This window comes from Afifella marina DSM 2698 (genome assembly GCF_900102695.1).
Lineage (GTDB): Bacteria > Pseudomonadota > Alphaproteobacteria > Rhizobiales > Afifellaceae > Afifella > Afifella marina.
On the sequence record NZ_FMVW01000001.1, the window covers coordinates 470,915 to 490,725 of the forward strand.

A 19,811-nucleotide genomic window follows, 5' to 3' on the forward strand; every position below is an offset into this window, starting at 1 on the left:
AATAAGGCTTCATGAAAGCTGGCACGGTCTGTGCATTACAACCCCCGCAAGCCATCGCGTCGATGGGAAACGACGTAGATGAGGGAGAATAAATGTCAAAGCTATGCAGTTGTTCATGCGCTGTCGAAAGTATTGCTGACGGGTCGTCGGTGATGATCGGCGGTTTCATGGGTGGCGGGTCTCCGCATCGACTGATCGATGAACTGGTCCGTCAGGGCAAGAAGGATCTCACGATCATCGCCAACGACACGGCACGCCCGGGGATCGGGATCGGCAAGTTGATCGATGCCGGCGCGGTGAAGCGTTTGGTCGCCTCGCACATCGGGCTCAACCCCGAAACGCAAAAGCGGATGATCGCCAACGAAATAGAAGTTGAATTGGTCCCGCAGGGCACGCTTGCGGAGCGTATCCGCGCCGGCGGCACGGGTCTCGGCGGCGTCTTGACGGCGACGGGCGTCGGTACGGTCGTCGCAGAGGGCAAGCAGACGGTCGAGATCGAAGGCGAGGATTATCTGGTCGAAACGCCTTTGAAGGCGGATTTCGCTCTCATCCACGCTCTGCGCTCCGACATGTTCGGCAACCTTCAGTACCTTTTGACCTCGCGGAACTTCAATCCGTCGATGGCACTCGCGGGCGAGACGGTCATCGCCGAGGCGAGTGAGGTCGTGCCGGTCGGCATGATCCCTCCGGACCACGTCGAAACCGTCGGTGTCCTCGTCGATCACCTCGTTTCCTGGGAGGCATAAATGGAAGCCAAAACGCTCATCGCCAAACGTGTCGCTCAGGAAATGGTCGACGGCGATCTCGTCAATCTCGGCATCGGCCTGCCGACTTTGGTCACGAATTATCTGCCGGAGGGCGTGCGCGTCTTCTTCCAGTCCGAGAACGGTCTGATCGGCATGCAGGCCCTGCCGGAGAAGGCGGCTGCCTTTGAGGATCTGACGGATGCCGGCGGCACCCCGGCGAGCTTCATCCCCGGTGCTGCGGCCTTCGACAGCGTCGCCTCTTTTGGCTTCATCCGCGGCGGACATCTCGACGTCACGGTGCTCGGCGGCCTTCAGGTCGACGAAGGTGGTCAGCTCGCCAACTGGATGGTGCCCGGCAAGATGGTTCCCGGAATGGGCGGTGCGATGGATCTCGTGACCGGCGCCAAGAAGGTGATCGTCGCCATGACCCATACCGCCAAAGGTTCGCCGAAGATCATCAAGAAGTGCAATCTGCCGCTCACCTCGGTGCGTCGGGTCGATCTCATCGTCACGGAGATGGCGGTCATCGAGCCGAGCGATGCCGGTCTCGTGCTCAAGGAGCTCGCTCCTGGTGTCTCCCTTGATGAGGTCAAGGCGGCAACCGAGGCCGAGCTTCTCGTGCCTGACGATCTCAAAGAGATGGCGCTCGCCGCCTGACGGTCGCGTCACGCCCTTACCCTCGACCGGCCTCCCTTCTCCGCGTCCAACCCCTTTGCAACCGCTCGGATTGAGCGGCTGAGAGCGGCCGCGCGCGGGGACGGGCAGGGCCTCAAATCCTCAGAGAGGAAAGTTCATGTCAAGCACCTACGCCAGCGCTCCGGCGCCCGTAGAAGGCGACGCGCCCGGCGGCCGTGGCCTTGCTCGTCTCGCCTACCGCTTCACCGCCATTTCGGAGAAGTGGTTCCCGGACGCCTTCGTCTTCGTGGCGCTGGCTCTTGTCGTCGTCGTCGTCGCCAATCTCGCCACGGGCGCACAGCCACTCGAGATCGCCGACGCTTTCGGTAAGGGCTTCTGGACGCTCATCCCCTTCACCATGCAGATGGCCCTCGTTGCCATCACCGGTTATGTGGTCGCGACGTCCGGCCCGTGCACGCGTCTCATCGCGCGTCTCGCCTCGGTGCCGACTTCAAGCCGCGGAGCGGTCGCCTGGGTCGCCTTCATCACCATGTCGGCATCCTACCTCAACTGGGCGCTGAGCCTGGTTCTGGGCGGCCTTCTGGTGCGGGCAATCGCGCGCCGCACCGACATCAAAGTGGATTATCGTGCAGCGGGTGCTGCCGCCTATCTCGGCCTCGGGGCCACCTGGGCGCTCGGCCTGTCGTCGTCGGCGGCCATGCTGCAGGCGAACCCGGCCTCCCTGCCGAAGTCGATCTCCGACATCAGCGGTGTCATCCCGCTCAGCCAGACGATCTTTCTCTGGCAGTCGATTGTCATGCTTCTGATCATCGCCGCCATGGCCATCACCATCGCCTATTTCTCCGCTCCCCAGGGCGCGCAGATCAAGACGGCGGAGGACATGGGTTGCGATGTGACGGAAGCCAACACCAAGGAGCAGAAGCAGACGCGCCCGGGTGAGTGGCTGGAGTTCAACTTCATCCTGCCGGCGCTCGTCGTGCTTCTTGCCGCTGGCTACGCCTATGTCGAGTTCAGCACCAACGGCGTGCTGGCGACGATCTCCAACCTCAACAACTACAACTTCTTCTTCCTGATGATCGGCCTCCTGCTGCATGGCAACATCCGCAGCTTCCTGACCGCCGTCACGAAGGCCGTGCCGACGACGGCCGGCGTCATCATCCAGTTCCCGTTCTATGCGGCGATCGCCGCCCTGCTCACGCAGGTTCCGGGCTCCGACGGCGTCACGATCTCGCACCACATCTCGCATCTCTTCGTGTCGATCGCCAATACCAGCATCTTCCCGGTGGTGATCGGCGTCTATTCCTCGATCCTCGGCTTCCTCGTCCCCTCGGGCGGCGGCAAGTGGATCATCGAAGCGCCTTATGTGTTGCAGACGGCGGCCGATCTGAACGCCCATATGGGCTGGGCGATCGAGGTCTATAACGCAGCCGAAGCTCTGCCGAACCTCATCAACCCCTTCTGGATGCTGCCTCTTCTGGGCGTCCTCGGCCTCCGCGCCAAGGATCTGGTCGGCTTCTGCTTCACCCAGCTGATCTTCGCCTTCCCGCTCGTGATGTTCCTCCTGTGGGTCCTGGCTCCTGCGGCCAATCCGTGATCCCAGCCTGCCGGCCGTGCCCATCCCGGTGCGGCCGGCCCCCAGATCCCTCGCGAATACGGCAATCGCCTGAATGTCTCACCGGCGCCACCTCCCGAATTCGCGCAACGCTCAAGTTCAATTAGGAGATTAAAATGATCGACGAGATCGTCATCGCAGGCGCAGCACGCACCCCGGTCGGTACCTTCAACGGCTCCCTGTCGAAACTTCCCGCCCACGAGCTCGGCGCCGCTGCCATCACCGAAAGCCTCGCGCGGGCGAAGGTGAAGCCGGAAGAAGTCGATGAAGTCATTCTCGGCCAGATCCTGACCGCCGCCGGTGGCCAGAACCCCGCCCGACAGGCCGCTCTTGCCGCCGGCCTGCGTGTCGAATCCACCGCCTACGGCATCAACCAGCTCTGCGGTTCCGGCCTGCGCGCCGTCGCCATGGGCTACCGGGCCCTGCAGAACGAAGATGCGAAGATCATCGTCGCTGGCGGCCAGGAAAGCATGAGCCAGGCTCCGCATGCGGCGCAGCTGCGCACCGGCGTCAAAATGGGACCGGCCGAGATGGTCGACACCATGATCAAGGACGGCCTGTGGGATGCCTTCAACGATTATCACATGGGCGTCACGGCGGAAAACGTCGCCGAAAAGTACGGGATTTCCCGCGAAGAGCAGGATGCCTTCGCTCTCGCTTCGCAAAAGAAGGCGGGCGCTGCACAGGAGGCAGGCCGCTTTGCCGACGAGATCGTCCCGGTGACGGTCAAGGATCGCAAGGGCGAGGTCGTCGTCGATACCGACGAGCATCCGAAACCCTCGACGACGGCTGAAGCCCTCGCCAAGCTGCGCCCGGCCTTCAAGCGCGACGGCGGCACGGTCACGGCCGGCAATGCCTCGGGTATCAATGACGGCGCGGCCGCCGTGGTGTTGATGAGCGGCGCGGAAGCCAAAAAGCGCGGCGTCACCCCGCTGGCCCGCATCGTCTCCTGGGCGACCGCCGGCGTCGATCCGGCGGTGATGGGCACGGGCCCGATCGCGGCCTCCCAGAAGGCGCTCGAACGCGCCGGCTGGTCGGTTGCCGATCTCGATCTGATCGAAGCCAACGAGGCCTTTGCCGCGCAGGCGATCGCCGTCAACAAGGAGCTCGGCTTCGATACGGACAAGGTCAACGTCAATGGCGGTGCGATTGCGCTCGGCCATCCGATCGGCGCCTCCGGCGCGCGCATTCTGGTGACGCTTCTCTATGAGATGCAGCGCCGCGACGCCAAGAAAGGCCTCGCCACTTTGTGCATCGGTGGCGGCATGGGCATGGCGCTCTGCGTAGCCCGCGACTGACCTTCTGGTCTGAGCTCTCGCTCCCCCTCTCCAGCCTGACCGCTCACTCCCAATCACGATCAGGTCGGAGCCACGCCTCCCGCCGTCCACACTTCCGGGCGGGGGGCGCGCGGGGATCTTCTTTTCATTTTAGACGCAGGATCATCCCCCAATGACCGTGTTTTCGCCGATTTCCGAAGCGGGCTCGCAGCTTGCCCATCTGAAAGAGCTGTGCGCACATCTGCCGCCGCTGCCGACCTCCGTCATCTTCCCGTGCGACGAGACCTCGTTGCGCAGCGCCACCGATGGCGCCCGCGAAGGTCTGATCGATCCCGTGCTGGTCGGCCCGAGCGAGCGCATCCAGAATGTCGCGCTCACCCATGAGATCGATATCGCCGGCTTGCGCCTCGTCGATGCGGCCAATGCCAAGGCCGCCGCCGCCAAGGGTATCGAGCTTGCCCATCTGGGCGAGGTCGGCGCCGTGATGAAAGGCGCGCTGCATTCCGATGAATTGATGGGTGCCGTCGTCAAGCGCGATGTCGGCCTGCGCACCTCCAAGCGCATCAGCCACGTCTTCATGATGCGCGCCCCGACCTATCCGAAATCGCTGATGATCACCGACGCGGTGGTCAACATCGCGCCTGCGCTCGAAGACAAGCTGCACATTGCGCAAAACGCCATCGATCTCGCCCGCGCGCTCGGCATCGATCTGCCACGCCTTGCGGTACTCTCAGCCGTGGAGACGGTGAACCCCAAGATCCCCTCGACCGTCGATGCGGCGGCTTTGTGCAAGATGGCCGATCGCGGCCAGATCCGCGGCGGCATCATCGACGGGCCGCTCGCCTTCGACAATGCGATCTCGGCCGAGGCGGCGCAAACCAAGGGCATCGTCTCGGAGGTGGCCGGCCGTCCCGACATTCTCCTGGTCCCGGATCTCGCCGCTGGCAACATGCTCGTCAAGGAACTGACCTTCCTCGGCCGGGCGGAGGTTGCGGGTATCGTTCTCGGCACCTCAGTCCCGGTCATTTTGACGAGCCGCGCCGACAGTCTGGAATCGCGCATCTCCTCCTGCGCGCTCGCGGCCCTTCTCGCCAACCAGACGGCCCGGAACTGATCCGGGCCACCGACCTCCCGCGTGTGCCCCCACGCCATCGACCCTCATTAATCGCCAAGGATCTTCCACATGGACCCGCGCTTGTCGCACGACGGAGCGCTGTTGGTTCTCAACAGCGGCTCCTCCAGCATCAAGTTCACCGTCTTTCAGGTCGCAGATGCCGGGAAGGACATTTCTCCCCTTTTCTCCGGCCAGGTGACCGGCATCGGCACGGCGGCGGAATTCTCCGTCAAGGATGTGTCAGGTGTTTCGCTTGCCCGCGAATCCTGGGCGGAGCGGGATACGGGCGGCGTCGCGCCTCTCTTGCGCGATCTCATCGCCTGGATCCGTACCCGCCTGCCGGATCTGCCGCTCCTGGCCGCCGGGCACCGCGTCGTCCACGGAGGTGCGGGTTTCCATCATCCGGTTCGCGTGACCAACCGGGTGCTCGACGAATTGGAATCTCTCATCCCGCTCGCGCCGCTGCATCAGCCGCAGAACGTGTCTGCGATCCGGGTGCTGGCGGAAAGTTTCGACGGCCTGCCGCAGATCGCCTGTTTCGACACAGCCTTCCACCATTCGCAGCCGTTTGTGGCCAAGACCTATGGGCTGCCGCGTCAATTGAGCGAGAAGGGCGTGCAGCGCTACGGCTTTCACGGCCTCTCCTACGAGTTCATCGCGCAAAGACTGCGCGAAACCGTGCCGGAGGTGGCCGAGGGCAGGGTGGTGGTCGCCCATCTCGGCAACGGTTCGAGCCTCTGCGGTCTCAAGGACGGGCGCAGCATCGACACGACGATGGGTTTTTCGGCGCTCGAAGGCGTGCCGATGGGGACGCGTTCCGGCAGCCTCGATCCCGGCATCCTGATCTATCTGATGCGCGAGATGGGCATGGACGCCGATGCGCTGGAACATCTTCTCTATCAGGAATCGGGGCTCCTCGGCGTCTCCGGCATTTCCAACGACATGCGCGTGCTTCTGGAAAGCGACCGGCCGGAGGCGAAAGAGGCGGTCGATCTCTTCTGCTATCATGTGGCCAAGGAGATCGGCGGCTTGAGTTGCGCGCTGGGCGGGCTCGACGCGCTCGTCTTCACGGCCGGCATCGGCGAGCATTCCGCGCCGGTGCGCAGCCGCGTTTGCAGCTATCTCCGCTTTCTCGGCATCACCCTCGACGAGGACGCCAACGACCGCGGCGACACGGCCATTGCCGCGGACGGCTCACTGCCGGTCTACATCATCCCGACGAACGAGGAGTTCATGATCGCGCGCCATGCCGTCGATCTCATGAACCTCAGAAACGCCGCGTAGACGGCCGTGAGACAGGCGCAGGCGTGCCCGCTCCCGCACGCCTGCGCCGCTTTTTTTGAGGGATGGGGATCGTGGTGGTCGGCTTGCCCGCATGCACGAGATTCCCCTTGGATTCGTGCGCCGTGGATGTTGCTGGCTGTCTAGCTCTTGGTCATCCTGACGTAGATCGAGGAGGAAACGATGACACGACAGATGCCCCCAGAACCGACAGCTGAGATGATTGCTAATGGCCAGATTTTTGAAAACCAGCAGTATGAGTTCAAGGGCGAGGTCGATTTCTCCAACCCTCGAAAGAAGTCGGATTTTGTCGACGATGTAGTCGCCTTCCTCAACGCCGGATCGGGCTATCTCGTCATTGGAGTTGAGGAGGATAAGAAGAAAGGATTCAAAGGGTTTCATCCTCTCAACGGCAGCCGCGATGAGGAGTGCCGAGCGATCCTAAGTAGGCTCCAGGACACAATTCTCCCTGTCCCTCTTAATCTGCGGGTGGACACCATCAACGTGGATGGTGGATTTCTGCTTCGGCTGGCGATCCCCGAGCATCGGATGCGTCCGTACCAGAACAGACTGAACGGCGCCTTCTATATCCGGACGGGGCAGAAGAACACGCCGCTGTCCCGTGATCAGGTCCGCGCTTTGTTCAAGTCGCACGAGGATTTTGCCGAGGACCTAGGACGCCTCTTGGAGAGGGAAACCGCAACGGTCGAGACGCGGGACTTCATGCAGAACAAAGGGGCGATGCTCCACCTTGGGATACTACCCCGGGAGTTCTACGAACTCGACCGCCCATCATTTGACACCGGCGGGATGAGACCGAAGTGCTTCCCGAGCTTTCACTACGGTTCTCATATGCTGTTCAAGGCTTGCGAGAACGGCGTGGAGGCGAAGGATGCGACCTTCGATGAGAATCGCTCCCTCACCCGGCTCTTCGTCGGCGACGACTGGTTCATCCATTGTGCCGTGGCTCATCCTGTGAGGTACGACGAGGGTGAGGGTCGGCCGCGCATTTTCGAGTTCAAGGAAGATCTCACGCGATACATGAGGCGGCTCTCCGAGATGCTCGACGAAGAGGGCATCTTCGGGTGCTTCTGTGTCGCGCTCTCAATCCGTCATATCGGGCGTAGCGGCTGGTCCTGGAAACTCCCGGGCGTAGACAAGGTGACTACGCGGCCAGCGCTCGTTGAGCGGGTGGACGATCCGTCGATGCTGGATGCGTTCTTCGGAAAGCTGGAGAGGTGACGATCACGAGTCGGCTTTGTTCACCGTCACCGTTCGCCCGACGGTGAGATGGCTTTGATCGCCCTCTCGTTCCTCTGGAAGAATTTTCGGATCTCGGAGAACGTCTCGGCCGTCTGCATTTCCCGATCCAGTCGTTCTCGCATAGCTGGGATGCTCCTGAAAAACGCGAGATCTTTGACGAGGCGATCGACCGCGACTCTCCTGGCGACGGGGCCAAAGAGATCGTCGTTCACGGCTGCCGCGAGGACTTCGAGCAGATTGAGGTAGTTCGCGATCTCCGCATCAAGCCGCGGAGGCTCGTTCTGCGCTGCGCGGAGACGCATCTCTGCGTCCCGGATGGATGTGACAATGTCGAAGAGGGAACGGAGATCGTTCGAGCGGGTGTTCTGTCGGATTGAGAGAACTGTCGCAATGAGTCCACCGGCGGCGAGGAACGTCCCCGCCACCGCTGCTAACTGAGTGAAGGCCGCTTCGGTCACTTCTTGCGGATGCTCTCCGTCCGAAGAACCCGCTGGGCGCCCCCGTCGCTTCCGGGCTTCGTACCCCCGAGTCCTTGCAGGGCCTGCTGCAGATTGAAATTCGTTAGACCTCGTTCCCCGCTCCACGGTTTTGGCCGGGATAGGGGGCCGATACCGCTCGGCCGGACGGATGGACGCCTGTCGTCTGCCATCGTGTCTCTCCTAATTCGTCCGCACGCCTTCTCGATCTCAGGTTGCAATATTCGTCGGCGCCTCACGACGATCTTATGGGGTCATGCGAACCGAGATATGGGATAGATGTCGGTCTTATGGGGTAAGCAACAATCCTCCTCAGCTCAACTGCACCCGCTCGTCGACCCGCACGTGTCGCATTTCAGGCACGTGCCGTTGCGGACCATGGTGAAGTTGCCGCATTCGGTGCAGGCCTCGCCCTCGTAGCCCTTCATCCGGGCCATCGCGACCTGCGTCGCCTTGTCGGGGCTTGCGGCCGTCTCCGGCTCTGGCTCGTTGATGTCGAGCGGCGCCACATGAGCGTGTTGTTCCGCCTCCGGGGCGAGATCCCGCTTGAAGGCGAGGTTGCCCTTGGCCATCGGCTGGCCTGAGGAGATCGCCGTCACGTTGGAGCTTGCGGGCTTTGCCGGAGCCGTGTCGGCGGAGCCTTTCGGCTCGTTGCCGGCAAACACCCGGAACCGGCTCGTCTGGCCGCGCACCAGCCCGTGCGAGACGGGGGCAGGCGCCGGGCGATCACCTTCCACGCCACGTCCGATCGAGGTGGAGCGGATATCCTCCGGGGAGACATGCGCGAGATCGTGGCGGCCGAGATAGGAGATGGCGAGCTCGCGGAAGACGTAGTCGAGGATCGAGGTGGCGTTCTTGATCGCCTCGTTGCCGGTCACCATGCCCGCCGGTTCGAAGCGGGTGAAGGTGAAGGCGTCGACATATTCCTCAAGCGGCACACCGTATTGCAGGCCGAGCGAGATGGCGATGGCGAAATTGTTCATCATGGCGCGGAAGGCGGCGCCTTCCTTGTGCATGTCGATGAAGATCTCGCCGATGCGTCCGTCGTCGAACTCGCCGGTCCTGAGATAAACCTTGTGGCCGCCGATGATCGCCTTCTGGGTATAGCCCTTGCGGCGGTTCGGCAGTTTTTCGCGCTCGCGCACATGCACTTCGCGCTCCACGATCCGCTCGACGATCTTCTCCGCCGCGATCGCCGCCTTCTGCGGCGTGTTGGCGGCGGCGATCTCTTCCACGAGATCCTCCGCCTCGTCCTCGTCGTCGGAGAGAAGCTGGGAGTTGAGAGGCTGCGAGAGTTTTGAGCCGTCGCGGTAGAGCGCATTGGCTTTGAGGCCGAGCTTCCAGGACAGCATATAGGCGTTCTTGCAATCCTCGACGGCCGCATCGTTCGGCATGTTGATCGTCTTGGAGATGGCGCCGGAGATAAAGGGCTGAGCCGCCGCCATCATGCGGATATGGCTTTCCACCGACAGATAGCGCTTGCCGAGCCGCCCGCAGGCATTGGCGCAATCGAAGACCGGCAGATGCTCGTCCTTGAGGTGCGGCGCGCCTTCAAGTGTCATCGCCCCGCAGCAGAAGGTGTTGGCGGCCTCGATCTCGCTCTTGGAAAAGCCGAGATGGGCGAGAACGTCAAAGGCGGGATCGGCCATCGCTTCGGCCGAGACGCCGAGAGACGTCATTTCCTCGTCGCCGAGCGTCCAGCGGTTGAAGACGAACTTGATGTCGAAGGCGGAGGCAAGAGCTGCCTTCACCTTGGCGATCGCCGCATCCGACATGCCCTTCTCCTGAAGGGCCGCAATATTCACGCCCGGGGCATCGTCGAGCGAGCCGTGACCGACGGCATAATCGGCGATGTCGGACATCTGTTCGGCCGTATAGCCGAGCCGCTTCAGCGCCTCCGGCACCGCCCGGTTGATGATCTTGAAATAGCCGCCGCCGGCGAGCTTCTTGAATTTCACCAGGGCGAAATCGGGCTCGATGCCGGTCGTGTCGCAATCCATGACGAGGCCGATCGTGCCGGTCGGGGCGAGCACCGTCGCCTGGGCGTTGCGATAGCCGTGCTTCTCGCCGAGATCGAGCGCCCGATCCCATGCCGCCTTTGCGTGCTCCGACAAGGCCTTGCCGTCCTCGCCGAGGCGAACGCAGATGTCATGATCGAGCGGCACCGGATTGGTGTTGAGCCCGTCATAGCCCGTGGCCTCGCCATGCGCGGCCTGCCGATGGTTGCGGATGACGCGCAGCATATGCGCCCGGTTCGGCGGAAAGCCCTGGAAGGCGCCGAGTTCGGCGGCCATTTCCGCCGACGTGGCATAGGCGGTGCCCGTCATAATGGCGCTGATCGCGCCGCAGATGGCACGGCCTTCCTCGCTGTCATAGGGGATGGCCGAGCTCATCAGAAGGCCGCCGATATTGGCGAATCCAAGACCCAGCGTGCGGAACTTGTAGGAAAGCTGTGCGATCTCCTTCGACGGGAACTGCGCCATCAGGACGGAGATCTCAAGCACGACCGTCCACAGCCGCACGGCATGCTCGAAGGCTTCCACGTCGAAGGCGCGGTGACCGCTCTCATCGGCCTCCTTCAGGAACTGCAGAAGGTTGAGCGAGGCGAGATTGCAGGCCGTGTCGTCGAGGAACATGTACTCCGAGCACGGATTGGAGGCGTTGATGCGCCCCGAGGCCGGGCAGGTGTGCCAGTCGTTCATCGTCGAGTTGAAGTGGAGGCCGGGATCCGCCGAGGCCCAGGCGGCAAAGCCGATCTGGTCCCACAATTCGCGGGCCCGCACACGCTTGGCGACCTTGCCGTCGATGCGGTTGATGAGATCCCATGTGCCGTCGGATTCCACCGCGCGCAGAAAGTCGTCGCGGATCGACACGGAATTGTTGGAGTTCTGCCCCGAAACGGTGAGGTAGGCCTCCGAATCCCAATCGGTGTTGTAGGTCGGGAATTCGATGTCGGTGTAGCCCTGGCGCGCGAACTGGATGACGCGGCGGATATAGGCCTCCGGCACCTGCGCCTTCTTGGCGGCGCGCACTTCGCGCTTCAAGGCCGGGTTCTTGGCGGGCTCGAAGCAATCGCCGCCCGGGCCCTCGCAATTCACGCAGGCGCGCATCACGGCTTTGAGATGCTGCGAGACGATTTTCGAGCCGGTGACGAGGGCGGCCACCTTCTGCTCTTCGCGCACCTTCCAGTCGATGTACTGCTCGATATCGGGATGGTCGATGTCGACGATCACCATCTTCGCCGCGCGCCGCGTCGTGCCGCCCGACTTGATGGCGCCCGCTGCACGGTCGCCGATCTTGAGGAAGCTCATCAGGCCCGACGACTTGCCGCCGCCCGACAGCTTTTCTCCTTCGCCGCGCAAGTTCGAAAAGTTCGAGCCGGTGCCCGAGCCGTATTTGAACAGGCGCGCCTCACGCACCCACAGATCCATGATGCCGCCCTCGTTGACGAGGTCGTCGGCGACCGACTGGATGAAGCAGGCATGCGGCTGCGGGTGCTCGTAGGAGCTCTTCGACTTGACGAGTTTTCCAGTTTGGAAATCGACGTAATAATGGCCCTGGCTCGGCCCATCGATGCCATAGGCCCAGAACAGGCCCGTATTGAACCATTGCGGAGAGTTTGGCGCCGCCTTCTGGGTGGCGAGCATGTAGCGCATCTCGTCGAAGAAGGCTTCCGCGTCCTCTTCGCCGTCGAAATAGCCGCCCTTCCAGCCCCAATAGGTCCAGGCGCCGGCGAGCCGGTCGAAGACCTGGCGCGCGTCGCTCTCAGAACCGGTGCGCTCTTCCTCGGGCAGGTCGGCAAGTGCCTCCGAATCGGCGACGGAGCGCCACAGGAAGGAGGGGATAGAATTCTCTTCGACGCGGGTCAGCCGCGCCGGCACGCCCGCCTTGCGGAAATATTTCTGCGCCAGGATGTCGGCCGCCACCTGGCTGAACTGCGCCGGCACCTCGAAATTCTCCAGCCGGAAGACGACAGATCCGTCCGGATTGCGGATCTCGCTGGTGGCTGTACGAAATTCGATGGACGCGTAGGGCGACTGCCCCGTCTGCGTGTAGTGGCGCGCGATCCGCATAATCTCTCCTCATCCCAAGGGTCGGCCATGCTGGCCGCCCTTTGCCTGGAGTCCGTTTGAAAGGACTGCCGCTTTTGTCCCAGAGAATGGCTCGCCCCCGATGTGGCGGGGTCGCAAGCCGATCCTCCATATATAGTGTAAACAAACCCCTAAATCCACCATATATTGCGGTTGTGTGACGGCGGGGTTCGTTTGATCAAGGCACAGCTAAGGGCCGAGCGCGGGCCCGGACTCTCACTCGAAAACTGTGATTTTACGCTGACTTAAGACGGCGACGCCGTGGGCGCCTGTCGTTGTCCGGAAGCTATGTGCTTCGGCGCCGTCTCGTCAATCCCTTGTGGGCATCACAAGCGATGAATCGAGATGTTGTGGAGGAAGCGGAGATATGTGGGGAAAAGAGTGCACGCTGCCTTCGTTGCCGGCCCCTTGCATCGAGGCGATTCGCTCAAGCCAGCAAAGGCTTTGCCGGCGGTTTTTCGGGCTTTCTAGGGGCGCTGCCGGCCCGGCCAGCCAAGCACGCGGCCGTGCAGATCGAGAAGCGGCATCGCCATGCCGAAGAGCCGCCCCTGGCCTTCAGGACAGCCATGCGTTTTGAGCCATTGCGCCTGTTCTGATGTCTCCACCCCTTCAGCCGTCACCCCGAGGCCGAGGCTCTTGGCAAGCGACAAGATCGCCTCGACGATCGCCGCATGGGTGTCGTCAGCACAGACCGAGGTGATGAAGCTCTGCTCGATCTTGAGGCGCGTCACCGGATAGCGGGTGAGCATGGAGAGTGAGGCGTAGCCGGTGCCGTAATCGTCGAAGGCGAGGGAGCAGCCGAGCTCGGTGATTCGGTCGAGCCTGGCGAGGGTCGCCTCGTCGTTGGACAGAATCACGTGCTCGGTGATTTCGATCTCGAGGAGATGTGCCGGCAGACCGCTTTCCGCGAGGCAACGCTCGATCGTGCGGTCGAGTGCGCCGCTCTGCAGCTGCGCTGAAAACAGATTGACCGCGACGCGCAAAGGTTCGCCTTGGGCCGCCAGTTTTGCCGCGTCGAGACAGGCTCGCCGCAGCACCCAGTCTCCGGTCGGCCGCGCCCAACGACTCTGGGCGAGGATCGTCAGAAAGTCTTTCGGCTCGAGCAGGCCCCGATCCGGATGACGCCAGCGCAAGAGCGCCTCGGCGCCGATGATGTTTCCATCCTGCAGCGCGACCTGCGGCTGATAGAAGAGGTCGAATTCGTCCTCTTTGAGCGCCCGCTCGAATTCATCGCAAAGCTGCTGCCGTCGGTGCAGGCGCTCACGCAGCGCCGGCGCGAAGAACGCCGTTTCGCCGGGGCCGGCCCGCTTTGCCTCGGCAACGGCAAGATCGGCTTCAACGAGAACCGTGCCCACGCCGTCGCGGTGCTCCTTGGCAAAAGCAATGCCGATGCCGGCCGAAAGATGCACGCTGCGTTCGGGGGCCGGGAAGGGGAAGGCGAAAGCCTCGTGGATCTGTTGTGCTATGGCGAGCGCCTGACCGTTGTGATCCAACCCGGGAAGGAGCACGCCGAATTCGTCGCTGCCGAGGCGGGCGATGGGCGCCTCGTCGGGGATCACATCGCGCAGCCGCCGCGCCACGGCGCGCAGAACCTCGTCGCCGATCGCATGGCCGAATCGGTCGTTGGTATCTTTGAAATTGTCGATGTCGACGATCAGAAAGCCCATGCTCGTTGCATGCGCCCCATGCTCTTTAAAGAGTTGTGTGAGCCGCCGCCGGTTCGGGAGACCTGTGAGGTGGTCGTAATGCGCCAGTCGGAAGAGCGTTTCCTGTTGCCAGCGCCTCTCGGTGATATCGCCCAGCGTGCCGATGATGCGCGAAAGCGTGCCGTTCGCACGAAAGACGAGGCGGGCGGAACATGTGGCCCAGATCGTTTCGGCAGGGTTCCCGCGGCGGATGCGAAACTCGGTCTCGAAGCGCTCTTGCGTGCGCCGTGCCACCGCATCACGGAAAAGAACCATCAAAGCCTGGCGGTCATCCGGATGGAGAACGGCATAGCGCTCCTTGCGCGTCAGGCGAAGGCCGGGGCGCTGCAGGAGTTGAGCCGCGGTTTTCGACAGCCAGGTGACGCCTGTTGCAACGTCATATTCCCAGATGCCGAGGCCGGTGCTTTCCAGAGCAAGCCGCAAACGTCCCTCGCTCAGACTGAGCGCGGCTTCCATCGTGACATGCTCATGGATGTCGCTGACTGTGCCGACCCATTCCTGCACGCCGCCCTCGGGAGCACTCAGCGGAATGCCGCGCCCACGTGTCCAGCGATACGAGCCGTCGGCCTGACGGAGGCGATAATGCATGTCAAAGGGGTGCACCTCGGCGAGGCAGCGATGCCACTGTGCGAGCATCGGCTCCCGGTCGTCTGGATGCACGAGCGCGACGCAGGCAAACGGCAGGGACCTCGGAACCTCTATCTGGCGCGTATCCGCGAGCGCCGCCAAAGGCGTTCCATCGGGCGCTGCGCGCCAGATCAAAAGCGCGCCCGTCTCTGCGACGGCGCGAGCGCTCTCTTCCGGCGAATAGCGCTGCATCTCGCTGCTCGTTGCGGACACCGTGCCTGCCTGCCTTTCCCGTGCTTTGTTCAGCTTGTTTTTGGCAAGATTGACGAGGAGATGGACCGGCGAAGGCCTTTGCTGCGATGCACCCATACGGCCCTTATTCGCCGTGGGGTAGAAATCGGTCGGGCCGTTCGCCTGGACGAATCACTTACCCGGAGATTATCGCTTTTTTATGCGGTGTCTGGAATGAGGCGAAACGTACAAACTGTCGAAAAGCTATGTCTTTTTCGCGCTTTGTGTGAAGCCCTCACATCGTCGGAACGGCTTCTCGAACAGGCTCCCGCGAGGGCGTTGGCGGTTGCGAATACGCCTCGATGAAGTCACCCAAATCGGCGAGCAGAGGTGCTTTGCGCTGCAGCAATGGCAGCAGGGTTCCGATCAGATCCGCATGGCCGATTTTCGGATAGGTGACATGCGTGACGTCCTCGTTGCCGAAGCTGCGCAGCTTTCTGGCGAGGCGTTCCGAATTGGCCGGATCGACGGTCCGGTCGGCATTTCCGGTGGCTAGAAAGATCGGCGGTGTCGGCCCGTCAACGAAAGCGATCGGTTGGCTTGCCGCCCGCGTCTCCAGGGGAAAGACGCGTTTGTAGCGCTCCTCTTCGAGCGGCAGGAAATCGTAAGGACCGGCGAGGCCGATCGCGCCTTCCACAACCGTCTCCACCGAGCTGCCGGCTTTTGCGAGATAGCGGCGGTCGAGGGTCAGAAGGAAAGCGATCTGGGCTCCGGCCGAATGCCCGGCGAGAAAGACCGGGCGGCGGACCCCGTCGGCTTTGCCTGAGGCGAGGAAAGCGACGGCCTTCGCCCCGTCTTCGACGAACTGCGGAAAGTGCACGTCCGGATAGAGGCGGTAATCGGGGATTGCGACGTCGCAGCCGAGCATCGTGAGCGCCTGGGCGATGAAACGATAATCCGCCTTTTTGCCGCTGTCCCATCCGCCGCCATAGAAAAACACCACCAGCGGTGTGTTCTCGCGCGGTGATTCGCTCTTGTAGAGATCGAGCTTGTGGCGCGGTCCCACGCCGTAGGCGATGTCGGATATCCGCTGATAGCCCCGCTTCGGGGAGGTGAGGTCGGCAAACCGCAAGGCGGCGTCCTGCCAGAGATAGGAAAGTGACAACATGGTGAAGAAGTTGGTGGGAACCTGGCCTCTATTATGGCTGCCGCGGCGAAATGGTTGCGGGAAACCGGCCGCGTTCGTTTGACCCGCTCGTCAAAACGTCTAAAACACGCCCAATTGCCCACCTCCTTAATGGCTGCATGGCGCCCGTCCTCCATATCCTCAACGGTCCAAATCTCAACCGCCTCGGTGTCCGGGAACCGTCGATCTATGGGATGGCTACGCTTGCCGATATCGAAGCGATGTTGCGCGACCGCCTTCAGGAGCGGGGATACGATTTGATTTTTCGTCAGACCAACCATGAAGGCGAACTTGTCGAGTTCGTCCATGCGGCGGATGGCGCGAACGGTGTGGTGCTCAATGCGGGCGCCTACACCCATACTTCCGTGGCGCTTGCCGATGCGGTGCGTTCCATCGCTGCGCCCGTCATTGAAGTGCATTTGTCGAACGTCTTCGCTCGCGAAGCGTTCAGACACCATTCTTATATCGCGCCGGTGGCGCAGGGTGTGGTCTGTGGCTTCGGCGCGCAGTCCTACTGGCTGGCAGCCGAGGCGCTGATCGAGATGAACGAGGCCGGGAGGCTTGAGACTTAGGCATGGCTGAAAAGAAGCGTGCGATCGACAAGGAGCTGGTGCGTGAGCTGGCTGAGCTCCTGAAGGAAACTGAGCTTTCCGAGATCGAAATCGAAAACGAAGATTTGCGCATCCGCGTGGCGCGCAATCTGGGTCCGGCACCGGCGGCGAATTATGCCGTCTCCGTTCCGGCGGAAGCTTCACCCTCCGCACGCGACGCGGCGGACGCATCAGAGGCGATCGACGATCCGAGCCGGCATCCGGGCTGCGTTCCTTCGCCCATGGTGGGCACGGTCTACCGTGCGCCCGCGCCAGGCGCGCGGCCTTTCGTCGAAATCGGCGATACGGTGCGCGAAGGCCAGACGGTCCTCATCGTGGAAGCGATGAAGCACATGAACGAAGTCGCGGCTCCGCATTCCGGACGCGTCAGCGCCGTCCTCGTCGAGGATGGCCAGCCGGTGGAATACGGCGAGCCCCTGTTGATCATCGAATGAGACGAACAGGCGGGCCGATGTTTTCCAAGGTTCTGATCGCCAATCGCGGGGAAATCGCACTCAGGATCCTGCGTGCCTGCAAGGAGCTGGGCGTGCAGACCGTGGCTGTGCACTCAACCGCCGATGCGGACGCCATGCATGTGCGTCTCGCCGACGAGAGCGTGTGTATCGGTCCACCCTCGGCGTCCCAGAGTTATCTCAACATTCCGACGATCGTCTCCGCCTGCGAGATCACCGGCGCAGATGCCGTGCATCCGGGCTACGGCTTCCTGTCGGAAAACGCGCGCTTTGCCGATATTCTCGCCGCCCACGGCATCACCTTCATCGGCCCGACGGCCGAGCATATCCGCCTCATGGGCGACAAGGTGCAGGCCAAGGAAACGGCGATGGCGCTCGGGATCCCGGTCGTTCCGGGGTCCAAGGGCGCAATCACCGATGCCGCAGAAGCCTCCCGGATCGCTGCCGAAGTCGGCTATCCCGTGCTTTTGAAGGCCGCAGCCGGTGGCGGTGGTCGCGGTATGAAGGTGGCCAACGGACCGGATGAAGTGGCGTCGGCGCTCGCAACGGCCAAAGCCGAAGCGATGGCCGCCTTCGGCGACGATTCCATGTATGTGGAAAAATACCTCGCCAATCCGCGCCATATCGAAGTGCAGGTCATGGGCGACGGCGAGGGGACAGCGATTCATCTCGGCGAGCGCGATTGTTCGCTGCAGCGCCGCCACCAGAAGGTCTGGGAAGAGGCGCCGTCTCCCGCCCTCAACGAGGAAGAGCGCAGCCGCATCGGCGAAACCGTTGCCAATGCCATGGCCAATCTCGGCTATCGCGGCGCCGGCACCGTCGAATTCCTTTACGAGAACGGCGAGTTCTATTTCATCGAAATGAACACCCGCCTGCAGGTGGAGCACCCGGTGACGGAGGCGGTGACTGGCATCGATCTCGTCGTCGAACAGCTTCGCGTGGCGGCCGGTTCGCCTCTCTCCGTGCGCCAGGAAGACGTGGTCATCAGGGGCCACGCCATCGAATGCCGCATCAACGCGGAAAACCCGGAGACCTTTTCGCCCTCTCCGGGCCGCATCAGCTATTATCACCCGCCGGGCGGCCTCGGCGTGCGTGTCGATTCGGCCGTCTATCAGGGCTACCGGGTGCCGCCGCACTACGACAGCCTGATCGGCAAGCTGATCGTCTATGGGCGCACGCGGGTGGAATGCATGATGCGCCTGCGCCGCGCCCTCGACGAATTCGTTGTCGATGGGATCGAGACGACGCTGCCGCTCTTTCGTGATCTTGTCGCGAACGCCGATATCGCCAATGGCGCCTATGATATCCGCTGGCTCGAGAAGTTCCTGGCCGACACGCGCTCGCGCGACAAGCTGATCGCCTGAGCCGATGCGCGGCGAAGACGCATTCGCCATTACGCCCGATATTCTGCTCAAGGCCTATGCCTGCGGCATCTTTCCGATGGCCGATTCGGCCGACGACCCGAATCTGTTTTGGGTCGAGCCACATGAGCGGGGCATCATCCCGCTCGACACGTTCCATGTGCCGCGCCGGCTAAGGCGAACCATGCGCTCCGGGCTTTTAGAGATCCGCGTCGACACCGATTTCGACGCGGTGATCGGCGGCTGTGCCAGGCGGCGTCCAGGTCGCCGCTCGACATGGATCAACGGCGAGATCCGTCGTCTCTTCGGGGCGCTCTTCAGGCGCGGCTATGTGCATACGGTCGAGGCCTGGCAGGAGGGAAGGCTGGTCGGCGGCCTCTATGGCCTGTCGCTCGGCGGCGCTTTCTTCGGCGAGAGCATGTTCTCAGACGTGCGCGATGCCTCGAAGGTGGCCCTCGTCTCCCTCGTCGAACGTCTCCGCACGGGCGGCTACGTGCTCCTCGACACCCAATTCACCACAACGCATCTCGAGACCTTCGGCGCCGTATCGGTGTCGCGCGCGAGCTACCAGGAGATGCTGGAAGAGGCGCTTCAGGTGGAGGCCGACTTCTTCCGCCTCGACAAAATAGATCAGGGTTCCGCCGAAGAGACCGAAGACGAGGGCGACCCGGCGGGCCGCGCTTAGTCTTCCGGCGGGGCTTCTTCCTCGGTTCCCTGACTGCTGTCGGGTGCCAGCTCGGGCAGAGCATCGGGCCCGCGCGGCTCTTCGCTCATCTCGTCGACGCTCGCCTTACAATTGATGAGCCACACGTCATAGACCGGATGCTCAACAGCGTGCAGGCCGGGGCTCGAGGCGAACATCCAACCGGTGAAGATGCGCTGCACTTCGTTGGAAAGCGTGATTTCGTCGATCTCGACGAACGACGTCGTCTGCTCCGGCTCCGTCGGCGGGCGCGTATCGCACACCCGCGGCGTCACCTGCAGCGCGCCGAATTGTACGGTCTCGTCGATCCGCACATCGAAGGTGATGATCCGGCCGGTGATCTTGTCGAGGCCGCGAAACACGGCCACGGGATTCTTAATGGGCTCTGCCGCAGCACCCTGGATCGACATGGCGATCGCAAGAGCGGCGAGAAAAATCCGCGTCATAAAAGCTATCCGTTCAAAGGGAACGCGATCCGAAGAGTTCCGCTTGGCGCCT

The 19,811-nt window shown here is 62.8% G+C and carries 16 protein-coding genes; 11 read left to right on the top strand and 5 right to left on the bottom strand.

The window, feature by feature from the left end; translation table 11 throughout:
• Positions 1 to 92: 92 nt before the first annotated feature.
• From BLP76_RS02160 to BLP76_RS02190, 7 genes are all read left to right on the top strand, one after another.
• Positions 93 to 746, top strand: a complete 654-nt coding sequence (locus BLP76_RS02160; RefSeq protein WP_092809240.1) for a CoA transferase subunit A — start codon at positions 93 to 95, stop codon at positions 744 to 746.
• On the top strand, positions 747 to 1,403 hold the full coding sequence (locus tag BLP76_RS02165) for a 3-oxoacid CoA-transferase subunit B (RefSeq protein WP_092809241.1): 657 nt from the start codon (positions 747 to 749) through the stop codon (positions 1,401 to 1,403).
• Between the two features lie 136 nt (positions 1,404 to 1,539).
• Positions 1,540 to 2,976, top strand: a complete 1,437-nt coding sequence (locus BLP76_RS02170; RefSeq protein WP_092809242.1) for a short-chain fatty acid transporter — start codon at positions 1,540 to 1,542, stop codon at positions 2,974 to 2,976.
• Between the two features lie 134 nt (positions 2,977 to 3,110).
• The gene (locus BLP76_RS02175; RefSeq protein ID WP_170130353.1) at positions 3,111 to 4,292 is read left to right on the top strand and encodes an acetyl-CoA C-acetyltransferase; all 1,182 of its coding nucleotides are present in this window, start codon (positions 3,111 to 3,113) and stop codon (positions 4,290 to 4,292) included.
• Positions 4,293 to 4,443: 151 nt separating this feature from the next.
• The gene (locus BLP76_RS02180) at positions 4,444 to 5,385 is read left to right on the top strand and encodes a bifunctional enoyl-CoA hydratase/phosphate acetyltransferase (protein WP_092809243.1); all 942 of its coding nucleotides are present in this window, start codon (positions 4,444 to 4,446) and stop codon (positions 5,383 to 5,385) included.
• A 69-nt stretch (positions 5,386 to 5,454) separates the two neighbouring features.
• Entirely contained in the window at positions 5,455 to 6,669 is a 1,215-nt protein-coding gene (locus BLP76_RS02185) for an acetate/propionate family kinase (protein WP_092809244.1), read from the top strand.
• A gap of 180 nt (positions 6,670 to 6,849) precedes the next feature.
• The gene (locus BLP76_RS02190; protein ID WP_092809245.1) at positions 6,850 to 7,908 is read left to right on the top strand and encodes an AlbA family DNA-binding domain-containing protein; all 1,059 of its coding nucleotides are present in this window, start codon (positions 6,850 to 6,852) and stop codon (positions 7,906 to 7,908) included.
• A gap of 26 nt (positions 7,909 to 7,934) precedes the next feature.
• Here the strand turns inward: BLP76_RS02190 and BLP76_RS02195 are convergent, their stop codons facing one another.
• The 4 genes from BLP76_RS02195 to BLP76_RS02210 form a co-directional block, all read right to left on the bottom strand.
• On the bottom strand, positions 7,935 to 8,387 hold the full coding sequence (locus BLP76_RS02195) for a hypothetical protein (RefSeq protein ID WP_092809246.1): 453 nt from the start codon (positions 8,385 to 8,387) through the stop codon (positions 7,935 to 7,937).
• Between the two features lie 335 nt (positions 8,388 to 8,722).
• On the bottom strand, positions 8,723 to 12,478 hold the full coding sequence (locus BLP76_RS02200) for a vitamin B12-dependent ribonucleotide reductase (protein WP_092809247.1): 3,756 nt from the start codon (positions 12,476 to 12,478) through the stop codon (positions 8,723 to 8,725).
• Positions 12,479 to 12,963: 485 nt separating this feature from the next.
• Positions 12,964 to 15,021 carry a putative bifunctional diguanylate cyclase/phosphodiesterase gene (locus tag BLP76_RS02205; protein WP_170130352.1) on the bottom strand — a complete coding sequence of 686 codons (2,058 nt, stop codon included), beginning with the start codon at positions 15,019 to 15,021 and terminating at the stop codon, positions 12,964 to 12,966.
• A 274-nt stretch (positions 15,022 to 15,295) separates the two neighbouring features.
• Entirely contained in the window at positions 15,296 to 16,168 is an 873-nt protein-coding gene (locus BLP76_RS02210) for an alpha/beta hydrolase (protein WP_092809249.1), read from the bottom strand.
• Positions 16,169 to 16,305: 137 nt separating this feature from the next.
• Here BLP76_RS02210 and aroQ point away from each other — a divergent pair, with 137 nt between their 5' ends.
• The 4 genes from aroQ to aat are packed head-to-tail and all read left to right on the top strand — an operon-like array spanning position 16,306 to position 19,295.
• Positions 16,306 to 16,758, top strand: a complete 453-nt coding sequence (gene aroQ, locus BLP76_RS02215) for a type II 3-dehydroquinate dehydratase (protein WP_092809250.1) — start codon at positions 16,306 to 16,308, stop codon at positions 16,756 to 16,758.
• 2 nt (positions 16,759 to 16,760) lie between these two features.
• Entirely contained in the window at positions 16,761 to 17,231 is a 471-nt protein-coding gene (gene accB, locus BLP76_RS02220; RefSeq protein ID WP_092809251.1) for an acetyl-CoA carboxylase biotin carboxyl carrier protein, read from the top strand.
• Positions 17,232 to 17,248: 17 nt separating this feature from the next.
• The gene (gene accC / locus BLP76_RS02225; RefSeq protein ID WP_092809252.1) at positions 17,249 to 18,613 is read left to right on the top strand and encodes an acetyl-CoA carboxylase biotin carboxylase subunit; all 1,365 of its coding nucleotides are present in this window, start codon (positions 17,249 to 17,251) and stop codon (positions 18,611 to 18,613) included.
• Positions 18,614 to 18,617: 4 nt separating this feature from the next.
• Positions 18,618 to 19,295, top strand: a complete 678-nt coding sequence (gene aat, locus BLP76_RS02230; protein ID WP_092809253.1) for a leucyl/phenylalanyl-tRNA--protein transferase — start codon at positions 18,618 to 18,620, stop codon at positions 19,293 to 19,295.
• Here the strand turns inward: aat and BLP76_RS02235 are convergent.
• Positions 19,292 to 19,759 (bottom strand): DUF2155 domain-containing protein, encoded by a 468-nt coding sequence (locus BLP76_RS02235; protein WP_092809254.1) that lies wholly within the window; start codon positions 19,757 to 19,759, stop codon positions 19,292 to 19,294. The genes aat and BLP76_RS02235 overlap by 4 nt on opposite strands.
• Positions 19,760 to 19,811: the final 52 nt, after the last annotated feature.